9 protein-coding genes are annotated in these 11,819 nt (G+C 37.3%); 4 read left to right on the top strand and 5 right to left on the bottom strand.

The window, feature by feature from the left end; genetic code table 11:
• Positions 1–2,436 precede the first annotated feature (2,436 nt).
• The 4 genes from F7734_RS43280 (at position 2,437) to F7734_RS43265 (ending at position 4,967) form a co-directional block, all read left to right on the top strand.
• Positions 2,437–2,859: a hypothetical protein gene (locus F7734_RS43280; protein ID WP_155750546.1), complete on the top strand. Its 423-nt coding sequence runs from the start codon at positions 2,437–2,439 to the stop codon at positions 2,857–2,859.
• Positions 2,860–2,866: 7 nt separating this feature from the next.
• Complete coding sequence (locus F7734_RS43275; protein ID WP_155750545.1) at positions 2,867–3,328, top strand: hypothetical protein; 462 nt, start codon at positions 2,867–2,869, stop codon at positions 3,326–3,328.
• Positions 3,329–3,350: 22 nt separating this feature from the next.
• The gene (locus tag F7734_RS43270; protein ID WP_155750544.1) at positions 3,351–3,713 is read left to right on the top strand and encodes a hypothetical protein; all 363 of its coding nucleotides are present in this window, start codon (positions 3,351–3,353) and stop codon (positions 3,711–3,713) included.
• A 135-nt stretch (positions 3,714–3,848) separates the two neighbouring features.
• Entirely contained in the window at positions 3,849–4,967 is a 1,119-nt protein-coding gene (locus F7734_RS43265; protein ID WP_155750543.1) for an ATP-binding protein, read from the top strand.
• Between the two features lie 258 nt (positions 4,968–5,225).
• Here F7734_RS43265 and F7734_RS43260 read toward each other — a convergent pair whose 3' ends face one another.
• From F7734_RS43260 to F7734_RS43240, 5 genes are all read right to left on the bottom strand, one after another.
• Positions 5,226–6,437: a hypothetical protein gene (locus tag F7734_RS43260; protein ID WP_155750542.1), complete on the bottom strand. Its 1,212-nt coding sequence runs from the start codon at positions 6,435–6,437 to the stop codon at positions 5,226–5,228.
• A gap of 92 nt (positions 6,438–6,529) precedes the next feature.
• Positions 6,530–7,564, bottom strand: a complete 1,035-nt coding sequence (locus tag F7734_RS43255) for a protelomerase family protein (protein ID WP_155750541.1) — start codon at positions 7,562–7,564, stop codon at positions 6,530–6,532.
• A gap of 157 nt (positions 7,565–7,721) precedes the next feature.
• Positions 7,722–9,779 (bottom strand): effector-associated domain EAD1-containing protein, encoded by a 2,058-nt coding sequence (locus tag F7734_RS43250; RefSeq protein ID WP_155750540.1) that lies wholly within the window; start codon positions 9,777–9,779, stop codon positions 7,722–7,724.
• A 269-nt stretch (positions 9,780–10,048) separates the two neighbouring features.
• Complete coding sequence (locus tag F7734_RS43245; RefSeq protein WP_155750539.1) at positions 10,049–11,128, bottom strand: hypothetical protein; 1,080 nt, start codon at positions 11,126–11,128, stop codon at positions 10,049–10,051.
• A gap of 16 nt (positions 11,129–11,144) precedes the next feature.
• On the bottom strand, positions 11,145–11,384 hold the full coding sequence (locus tag F7734_RS43240; RefSeq protein WP_243147390.1) for a helix-turn-helix domain-containing protein: 240 nt from the start codon (positions 11,382–11,384) through the stop codon (positions 11,145–11,147).
• Positions 11,385–11,819 lie beyond the last annotated feature (435 nt).

The following is an 11,819-nucleotide window of genomic DNA, read 5'->3' as shown; positions in this document are numbered from 1 at the left end:
AGGGTTAGTACAGTCCTTGCTAGCATTCCTTGTTCTCATGAGAACAAGGAATGCTAGCAAGGACTGTACTAACCCTCTGATATCTGCAATCGGGCATCTCTGCGTTGCTTAACCCTCTAGTCTACCTATTAATACCTTGATATATCCTCTAGTACACTGATGTTTGCCCGGTCTAACCGCCTAGTCTATGCATACACAAGTGTATAAACCCTCTGGTACAGTCATAAATCCGTAAGCTTACCCTCTTGTCTATATATGGCTATCTGGCGTAACCCTCTAGTCCTGCCATACTTTCGTTGACTTGTCCACTAGTCTATGCATGAGTGCCGTAGTCTACCCTGGTTTGTCATGCTAAACCCACTAGTCTATTCATAGTTGCATGACCACCGGAACAACTGGACTAAACCCTCTAGTATAGAGATATCTGCATTCACAGTTTCCACCAAGTCAACCGCGTCCACTTCTCCCCAATCCCCAATCCCTAATCCCATGACTACCCTTGTCTACCTAGTCAATAGATAGCCCCATGCCCAATGCCCAATGCCCAAAGACCGTCTACCGCGTCCACTCCCAGTCCACCTTACCGCGTCCACCGCCACAAGAGGACAAGTTTTACGCCGATTGATATACTAACGCTGGAAACGTGCTTACAAGCCCGCTCTTAACTTTCTTGAGCGGGTTTGGTTTTTGGTCAGTAGCGCGGGCTTGAGGGGGGACATGACACCATAGCTGGTATTTTTACTAGACGGTATGTACATGGATTAGTGTGGTACGGGCAAGTGTGGGGGGAGATGTCCACTACGGAGAGTTGATGAAACTTTGTAGTTTATGTAACACAAGCGGTCTCCCCTGTTTATATAGCAACTTGCTTGATGGTCGTCAGTCTCCAGTACTCCCCCTAACATCCCTGTACAAGTAGGTTTGTATATTGTGAGGCATTTAGGCATACCGTCCAGCACGGCTATCAGGGGAGTTGGGGGGAAATATAAGTTTCGGCAATGCGATCGCGGAGACTTTTTGAGATTTTGCTTATCAATTGTTCACGGGAGTCGGGGGAGCTTCGGGGAAGCTATGTGACCCTCATGTGACCGGAAGTACTGTTTTTCATTGTGGGCGATTTTAGGTACCACTGAAACGTTTTTTTGTAAATGGCATCCATACGGCTTAAACTTTTCAGGCAGCTTGTAGGCGATTCTGGAGGGAGTCTTCTGGCAATCCTGTAAAGTGGGTTTGCATATCCCTGTGCAGTTAGGGTGATCGACTAGCGCGGCTCACATGGTACCCAGACACAGAATAGGTATTGCTATGGAACGAATAGTCTGGTTTATTTATCGGAGAACCGTTATTTTCAAGTCGGATTCAGTTTTCAGTCCTCATCCCGTGTCCCAGATGGTAAAAAGTTGGTATTTCTCAGCCTGATTTTTACCAACGTAAGAATCAATGTTTCAGCCATTTTGTGTCCCACATCGAGCCGTTTTTTCGTGTCCCAAATCATCTGGGACATCATCTGGGACACACGAAACTCTTGCCCTGTCTCGCTTTTAGCTACTTTGTCCCAAGTCCCAAATCATTTCTAGTATTTTAAGTATGGAGTTTTTTTTGTTTTTGCAGTTGTAGTACGAGAGAGGAGTAACGGGAGAGAGGGAAAAGCAAAAAGCTATGCCTATATATAAAAATAATTGCCAAACCATCTGGGACTTGGGACACGATAGCTAAAACCCTTGTAAAATAAGGATTTTTTGTGTCCCAAATCGTTTTTTCAATCATTTGGGACACGCAAAATATCAATGATATGGGACAAATTTATAAGTATATGTACTTATTAATGACGAAAAAATTGTTAAGAAATGTAAAGATGACAGCAAATATACTCAGTATTCAGGAACGAATTGTTAAGAAATATTAAGTTAAGAAATGTTAAGTGTAGTATTTGTAGGATTGAGTGGAGGAGTGTCACACTAGTGGCGTTCTCTCCCTATAAGAAGGATGCGAGTGCTTTGAGTTGTGCGTTCTATTAGTGGTGTCTGGAAGGCGCTATAAGGTGAGTCAGGCGTTCGATGGGAGTTCAGCTAGGTTCCTGAGTGCTTAAACGTCTTTAGGGCAATATTAAGGTGATTTACAACGTTTTATTGCAGATTGACGGAAAAACTGCATAAGTTACTCTCACTTGCACCTATTTATTAGTTTTACTATTAAAAAAAATCTCTTTGTTATCTATCTAAAGATAGATTTTTATGTTTTTTCTTTCTGAATGTAGATTGAATTTATGAAATTGTGCAAAAATTATTTTTGTTATCATATTAACTCTCACAAACATTAAGATTGGCATTGTTATTCCAAAAACATACAAGTAATCAGATGCTTGTACTTTAAATTTCATTACTAAATTTTAGTAACTCAATTTGCCTATTGTAATCAATAAGGAAATTTTTAATAATGAACGATCAAAACAATAGAATAGCTTGGCTTTTAGAAATTCCATCTCGTATCCAAAAAGGAGAGTCGCCTACAGTACAAGATGTGGAAAATATTATATATTTTTTTAATTTAATTCAAAGTTTATTCGATTGGGTAATTAAACAATTTCCTAATCAATCGCAAGTTAGCGTTTTAACTTATAAAGATACGATTGAGTTTTTTATAAAAAAACGCCCTACAAACCCAGAAGCCAACAAAGGTGTGTTGTTGCGACAGTATCATCCCAAAGGTTTTACAGTAATTCAACTTTTTCTTGATTCAAAAAATGATTTGATTTGTTATCCTGATGGTAAACCTTATGGACGCGTACTAATAGCAGAAAAATTTGACGCAGAACTTAGTGAAATTTTTAATAATAAAATGTTAGTTCTATTTGAATAATAAAAAAATGAAATTCAGATCTAATTTGCCTTTCCCAAAAGAAATTACACCTTATTTTTACACTGTAATTTTGCCATTAGGAATAATTGCGATATTTTCTTTTATCGTCATCATTGTATTTAATTTTTGGAACCAAAAGCAACATAGAATTACAAACTTATTCAGCTATATTAAGGATAATATTCAGAATATACATACTAATTTAGAATTCCTCTCCACAATAACGTATTCTGAAGTTGTTAAATATTTTGTAGAACAACGTCCAAATAATATAAGAGTTAAAAAAGGTGCTATTTTATTGGAAATTGATTCACAAGGTTATATACTGACACAAGTTTTTTTAGATGAGAATAATAACTTAGTTATTGATTCAAGTAACACACCTTACGGTCGCCGTTTTAAAGTGAAAAATATCGATAATGAATTACGTGAAATTTTTGAGGATAAAGATTTGATTATTGTTGAATAATTGTTAAAACAGGAGAATTAGTATGCCAGAAATTGTAACAATTACAATATTGGGTTTTACCATATCATTAACAAGTCAACTTGTCGCTGGTATTATTGCATCTGCAATAACTGTTGGCGTAGTAGTCTTAACGATTATCAAATGGGATGATATTATCGAATGGTTTAAAACTCGCAATAGAATGGAACTAACGGAAAAAGATACAGAAAATATTCGAGTGTTAATTAAAACGCAATTAGAGTCTGGTGAGTTTGTTGTAATTAAAGGTATATTTAATAAACGAGAAGAGATACTTGTTGATAGCGAAGTTAATAAGGCTGGACAACTAGATGAAAAGGTAGCTCAATTAGATAATAATAAATTGATTGTTATTGAAGAAGCATAAGTATGACAATTTATTGATACGTATCGTCAATAATTTATTTGAGTTGAAACTTGGTTTGATTGCGGCTTTTACGAAAATTATAGTCACAACAATCTTATATAATGATTTTAACTATTTTCAACCTATAAAGTAATTATGGTAGAAACAATACAGCCTGATATTTTTATTTCTGGGATTCCTAATACTAAATTTGAAAGTATTAATGCTACTTATCGTTCTCGATTGATTAAGGCAACTGAAGACTTTTTGGAGGCGGTAAAACTAAATGAAATTAAAGTTACTATCTACAACCGTGTTTCTCAAAAAAATGAAGATGTGCAAAGTGAAATAAATATAGATAAAAAAATTATTGAATCATTTGAAGATAAAACACAGCAATATAAATCTCAGCAACCTCTTTTCTCCTTTGATCAGCTTGTCGTTCCCAGTGAAGTTAAAGAAGATTTGCTTTCTGCAATAAGTATTATAGATGTTGAAAAAACAGTTTTTGACGAATGGGGGTTACGGAAAATTGAACCCTTTCCCCGTACATCTCTCAATTTTTATGGACCTCCCGGTACAGGTAAAACTTTAGCAGCACATGCAATTGCTAGTTATATAAAATGTCCTATATTGATAGCTAGTTATGCAGAGATAGAAAGTAAGTATCATGGTGAAGGTCCTAAAAATGTAAAAGCAATTTTTAAGGCAGCTGAACGAGATAATGCTCTGCTTTTCATAGATGAAGCCGATTCTCTACTTTCAAGAAGATTACTGAACGTAACTCAAGGTTCTGAACAAGCTATTAACTCAATGCGAAGTCAGTTACTTATTAATCTTGAGCAGTTTCGAGGTATAGTAATATTTTCAACAAACCTCGTTGAAAATTATGATAAAGCGTTTGAAACCCGAATCAAGCATATATTTTTTTCTCTACCAGATGAAGCTTGTCGTCGCGAAATTTGGAAAAACCATTTACCTAAAGAATTACCATTATCTAAAGATATATCTGTAGAAGAATTAGCATCATTAATAGATGACGTATGTGGACGCGATATTAAAAATGCTATTATTGATGCTTCTGTTAAAGTAGCTATTCAAAATAAATCCTCAAACAATTCCTTAGTAATTACAAAACAAAACTTGATAGATTCAATTAATCGCATAAAAAAATCGCGAATAATAGGTTCTAGGAAATCTTCTTCTCTTTCAGCAAAAGAGGTAGAAGAAGTAAATGAAAAAGTGCATAAAAAATTAGCAATAGAATCAATCTAACCCATCCATTAATAGCCCACACATTTCCAAGCGAGTGCAATAGCGATTATCGTCGTAAATCTGAAGCGTATTTAGTTTGGCGTGTCTACAGAGCATTGTAGATTTTAAGTTTTAACTTAAACTCCTACCCTGTAATTTAGATAGGGTATGTAATCATTGCAGATTGTTATTGTAAAGACCTATTATCAATAACATCTATTAGAGAGAGCTTTGTGTATATGAACAGAAGTAGGGGAACTATCCTCCTACTTCTGAAACTTAAGCAAGTTTTTCAATCTCACCAGTTTCTTCAATTTTTATTCCTTCAGGTATTAGGACATAAGTAAGTGCTTTCCGTCCATCTTTAACCCGCACCTTAGAACCTGGGTTAGCTTTTAGAATTTCATGGATATCAAGTAATGAGGTTTCGAGAGGAACTACTTTGATTTGTGTAGCTTTAGGTAATGGTTTAGTAGTTTTTGGTTTTACAGGTTCTACTTTGGTTGGTTCTACCGTAGTTGTTACTGGTGCGGTTGCTACTGGTGTAGAAGTTTCAGAGAAATTTACAAAATCAATATCTTCTTCAATCTTTGTTGCCCGTCCTCTGTTGTCGTAGGGATTGAGTCCGTGTTTGGCGTTATGGTCATCAATCATGAGCTTGTATTGTTCCATAACGTTGTTAATTAGCGGGATTTTTGAGCCAGTGAGTTTGTTGATAGCAGTAGCAGTAATACACCACTTTTGTGATTTTTCAGTCGCCATATCGTTGTGATGCATGATGGCGACCATAGCGCGTTTAGCCAGTTCTTCTGCCCTACCCGGTAATGTTCTCAACTTTGAATTATTCAAGAGTTCAGCAGTAGGGATGGATTCTAGTTCCGATTTAGTAGCTTGTTGAGCTTTACCTATAACAGTTCGGGCATACACTTTACAAGCTTGCTTAACGAAGTCAGCTAGGCTCATTCCAGAGTGATTTAGGGCATCTTGAACGATTTGATGTGTTTCAATATCTAGTTCTAATTGCTGTAAAGTCATATTTTCTAATTTAAGTGTTGGCTGTGGAGAGGTCTGTGTTTCTGGCTGTGCTTCCGGTTGTGGTTGTGTTTCTGGCTGTGATTCAGTCTGTGAGCTTAATTTAGGGAGATTTTCAAAATAAGATTGTCTAGCCTTATCCCCAGTAATCTCCCATCGGTCAGTATTAGCAGTGAGATACCAAAGCGCTAGATGCTCGTAACGTGGTGTTTGTCCTTTACCCTGTGTCGTGTGGTAATAACCCTGTTTTGGTGTTTCGCTGTCTGGGAAAACTTCTTTAATTGCTTTACGGGCATTGGACAAACCTCTAGAACTGAAAGTACTGGGATTTGTAATTGCTTCTTTTAATTGCTTCCAAGCTTCAATGGTCGATGTTTTGATGACTTTTTCATCAGTAATATTTTGGAGCTTAGAGGCTAACTCTGACCCGATTTTTGTTGCGATTGCTGCTTGAGACATGGTGCTAAAATTTTTGGTGTATGATTATTTATTGGATATCTCTATACTAACCTTCTTGTAATATAAAGTCAAGAGGGTTGGTCTAGAGATTTTTAAATTTTTGTGATTGTCCCAGGTTTAATTTCGTAGCGCTTATAAGCGTTAATGGTCGATTCATCATCATCCCCTAAAATTTCCTTGGCATAGTCTGTAAAGTCGTATGGATCGACTGATGAATCATTCACAATGCAAGCCCGCAAGTATGCCGCACGAAATTTATGATATGTACGGTCTTGTTCTGGGAAGATGTCCCAATCTTTTACCGCCAAGTTGAGAACTTTTGACCATGTACGATTTACACGTTCGGGGTCTTCATCCTTTGAAAAGCGTTTACCTTTACCTTCCAGGTAATCTAAACCAGCACAGACTAAGTGAGCGGGCAGTAGTGTAGGGATGTAAAAAGTAGCTTTTTTGAGTGGAATGCTCTTAGCTCCTATCTTTACCTTGCGGTCTTTACCCTTTAACTGACCTCTGAAAGCAATCTCATATTCATCAGAGTGTTCAAACGTAGCTGAGCAGTGTACTTCTCCCATGCGTCTACCCGTTGCCAGTGCGATAGAACAAGACACATCAATCCAGTTCGGCTCTTTACCCTCTACCACTTCAGTAAGTATGTTATGGGCAAACTGGAGAGAGTTGGTTAAGTCGATCTGAATACGGTTTTCTTTTTGCCGTCGTGAGGTGACTTTCTCTCTGTATCGGACATTTTGACGTTCTTTGTACTCACTAAACAAATAGCTAACAGCGTTACCAAAGTGAGTAGCAATAGTGATTACTGGGTTCACCAAAGCAGGGTCTTTCAGTTCGGTCTTAGCAGCGTCTTTCAGTGCTTTTTTGAGTGCGGTAATTTGTCTTAAGCAAGTCCCATACTCTTTTTCATTCTCTGGCTTGTCATCTGGGTAAGTGAGCTTGAGTAATCGGGCTTCCTGTGCTGCTAGTCTTTCCCATCCCGGTATGTTCCCTACTCCCTTCTTACGCTGATTTAGCTTGTATGGAGCTAAAGCTTCAAATTTAGGTAGTAAATATGCTACTCGGTCATTAATGTACGTGTTTTCTAATTCATCTGTTGACTTAAGTTGTCTAGACATACCTTATTTACATATAAACTGTGTTATTAATGTAATCAAGGAATTATCTATTGTCAAGAGGGTATGTAAATAATGGCTGACTTGTTGTGTCTGTATTTTTGTCGATACCCATGTCTATCCCGCTTTGATTTCCAGAGCTTCACCAAAGTCACTTTAGTTAAGACCGTTTTTGGGTTTGAGCATAGGAATTGGCAAAATGTTGGCGTAGTAGGTCATGCATAAAACGATAGCCCCCACCGACTCTTTGTAAAAATAAGCGATTGGTACAGTAGTCAAGAAACTTGGCATAGTTCCAAGGAATAGAGCCGTTAGACCAAAGAATTATGCGTAAAACGAAATGGTAAATGACAGGTTCTCCAATAACTAGTACTCCATATAAAGTTGGGAAAGCTAAACACAATCTAATTAAATTATCTTTATTTTCCACATTTAATCTGAATATCGTATAAACAAGAGGTAGCATCAAAAGGGTTACAATAATAATAAAAATGAACATATAATTTATATTCTTCTTAATCCCATAGTTCGGAAAAATCTTATTTTCTACTTCTGCTCCTTTTAAACCATTCAGTTCGTAAATCATCCCGTAAATCAGCCCACCAATCATCCCGACAATTATCCCGTAAATCAGCTTGCCAATCATCCCGTAAATCAGCCCGTAAAACAGCCCGCTAATCAGCCCGTAAAACAGCCCGTAAAACAGCCCGTAGAACAGATTAGAACCTATTTTTGAGAAAGTTTTTAAATTCCAAGCCAAATCTATTGTTTCATAAGTTTTAATTTCTTTAAAATTATTAAACTCGATAATCAGCCGGGAAATCAGCCCGACAAACAGCCCGACAATCAGCCCGACAATCATCTCGTAAATCCGCCCGACAATCAGCCCGACAATCAGCAAGACAATCAATCTATTTCTTTTTTCTTCACTTCCTTTTTTCAACCAACTTAGTTGCATTTTTTCAATCAAAAACTCGGTTTTATTTTCCTCAATTAATCGCTGTGCCAACCAACCTAACCAGCGTTTAGTATTTTCTGGTTTAGGCTGTTTCTCTTTATATGGACGTTTTAGCGTCCTCGTAATATAAGCATTAAATAGATAACTCAAACGATTCTCAGAAGATGAGAATTCCTTCCAAGTCTGTACTGATATTTCTTGAGCAGAAATAACAATAATATTTAAAAAAAGAGGTGTTTGGGCTAATTGCTTTAAATCTTCATTTTGACTAATACTATTCCATAATTCTAAGTTCTCTGTATTTTGTAAATATTGCTCAACCTGTTGAGAAGTTAACGGACATAATTCTAGGGAGTTATTTAGTTGAAGCGAAGCTTGATATCGCTGATACTCTTCTATTCGACTACAAACGATTGCAGGATTACTCCAATTGCTAGGATGAAGAAACTCGTTAATTTTGATAACACACGTTTCTTGACGCTCTGCTGCTAGCTCATCCAACCCATCTAGCAACGGGATAATTTCTTGATTTTCTACTAGTCCTTTACCGATATCTTTTCGTACCCCGTATTTATCTTTTAGCTGGTCAACTAACCAATCTTTGATACTCTGATTGTCATTCTTCCAAGAAGATAAAGAAAACAGCACTGGTATAGGATGTGTTGAATCATCTTTAGCACGGTTGACTAACTCCTCAGCTAACTTAAGGAGCATCGTAGTTTTACCAACCCCAGGCTGACCTAAAATTAATAATCTTCCATCAATATCAGGTAGGTCATAAATTGTGGTTATTTCCGTATTCGTTAAATGAACTTTTGGTTTTGAGCCTACTTTTACCTCACTCGCCCAAGGTAATTCAATCTGCTCTGGATTTTGGTCTGTATCTTGAACAATATAAATCCGATTATGTAAAGACTGCTCTAATCGTGAGATAACTTCAGTACTGACTTGCTTTAACAGTGCTTGTTGTACGCGGTTTCTAGAAGATGGTTCCTTTCCAAGTGTTTGGGTAATAGCTTCTAATTTTGGGTTTCCCGGATTTGAATTTCGTGCTCCACGAATTAATTCTTTAATCCATCCCTCTGCTTGTGCTGTTTGTATTGTTCTGAAGATAATTTCTTGTAAACTTCCTTCCCCAGCAATTGCTTCCAGATTCTTATCCAATTCAAACGACAACATTTGCTCTAATGATGATTTTGTAGGGAAAGCATCAACTAAAGCGGATTGTAGTTCCTTGCGCTGCCGTCCAGATAAGCTCATTTTTCAAAATCAGTATTAATGTACTATAAGGGTGTGGACTAATAGAAAAAATTTACATCATTCTATAGGACACGTGAGATTAATTCCGGTTCCAAATCATTTTCACTGAGCAGTATTGAATTGGGAACGGTGGAAGCAACCGTTTGAGTAGAATCTATGTCTATGCATTCTGATGTGGAAAAAGATTGGTTAGTGGCGCATATTTAAAACATAGTGAAATCAACAAACCTATCTTCATTACAAAACTAAAATACTCCCGTATTGTGTGTTTATTTTAATGACATTTCCGTAAAACCAAGAGCAGGACAAACATTGGTTGTACACTCACCACGTAGTGACACGTTTTTAATGCCTTGTAAATTAAGAGTCCACTCTTGTTTTGTTCCTACTACAACTTCTCTTGTCCCAGCGGATTTCCCATCTAAAAATACTTGAAATAAAAGCTTACGATTTGGAAACGCGTATTGATTACCACTGTGTATTCCAAATACCAATTTCAGTTCTTTATAGCTGGACTTAAGGTTACAAACAAATTCAAGAGGTTCATTTCCTGTCAACTGAGCCAAAACATCTCCCATGTAAGCAACCTGGGGCAATACTTCTCTTCCTAAAGTAAGTGAAACATTATCAATTTTTCTTAAAACACTGTTCAAAGATTTACCTGGAGTAGCACTTTGACAGTCTGTATTAAAAAGAGGTGATTGGTAACTTTGTAATAAGTTAGAGCTACTTGTAGGTGTAGAGGTAGTCTCAGTAGAAGCTGTAGTCTCAGTAGGAGATGTAGTTGCAGATGGACTGGGAACGGATGCAGTCTGGGACGAAGAAACAGATGATTTAACTTCTGGTTTACCTGATTGACTTAACCAGATAGTTCTGGTTGTACTTTGGTCATTCTTTAAGTTAATTAAGAAGCGTTGAGTAGGATAACCTTCTTTACTTAAAATGACATTAACATCACCTTTACTAGGAATTTTAACTTTACCATAACCATTATTATCAGTTTGTGTAACTTCAGGCGTTCCTTGAGAAATGACCTGAATTCTTACCAGTGCTAAAGGGTTTCCTGTTTCTGCTAGTGTAATCAGTTCAACTTCTTGCTTTTCCACTACACAAGCTTCTGATTTTAGCCCGATAGAACACCTTACTTCTGGTACTGTTACCGCAGTAGCAATAGCTCCAACTACAGCAATTGAAGTGCCAAAAATAAAGCTCCATTTATTAAAGTTAAACTTCTTATTATTACCACTATTTTGAATTCCGGCGTTTTGACTCATGTTTTTGTTGTGGTACAAAGTTGTAGTTTTATGGTCATATAGTGAGCAACAGATACACCCTTTCGTTTCAAACAAAAGTTAGGAAGCCTCGCTACTGGGCAAAATACTCTTTTAACAAGTCCTCACCCAACTCGCCCATCGCCTTTAATTTGAGTTCAATAAGTTTCATAGCCATCGGTGATGGTTTAGAATGGTTATTTTCCCAACGGTTGACCGTTAAGTAAGTGACGCCCAACTGGTGAGCTAATTGCTCCTGAGTTAGCTCTAGTCGCTGACGGAGTTCCCGAATAAGGTTTTTTATGTCTGAATGTTTGGTTTGTAGCATATTCATATACACCACTTGATACACAGCAGTTCCGGATAAACTTAACTTCTCTAGGTGTGATATTGATAACAAATCCTTGTGAGATTAATCACTTAGGTTTTTGATTTTAGTCAAATATCTTTTACACTTTGTTACAAACCACCGAGTGTAGTACGCTGCTATCCCTTGCTGTGCGGTTGTTTTAGCCCGATGTCGTCATATCAACCAATAGCGACAATAACCGACCACGAGAAACGACAATAAACGACAGTATCGGGAATGAAAACTAGCAAAAAATCACAGACCTAGCCTGGAAGCTTTACCAGCAAGGAGAAACGACCGACGACATCGCCGAGCACTGCAAAGTCTCAGGAATGATGCAACAGAAGAGCGAGCAGGTTACAACACATAGATAGATGGAATGAGATCGCGAAGCTACTGTGATAGGCACAGATCGCACTC

Source organism: Scytonema sp. UIC 10036 (assembly GCF_009725235.1).
The sequence above is the reverse complement of the archived record's forward strand: the minus strand, read 5'-3'. Positions and strand labels throughout refer to the sequence as shown.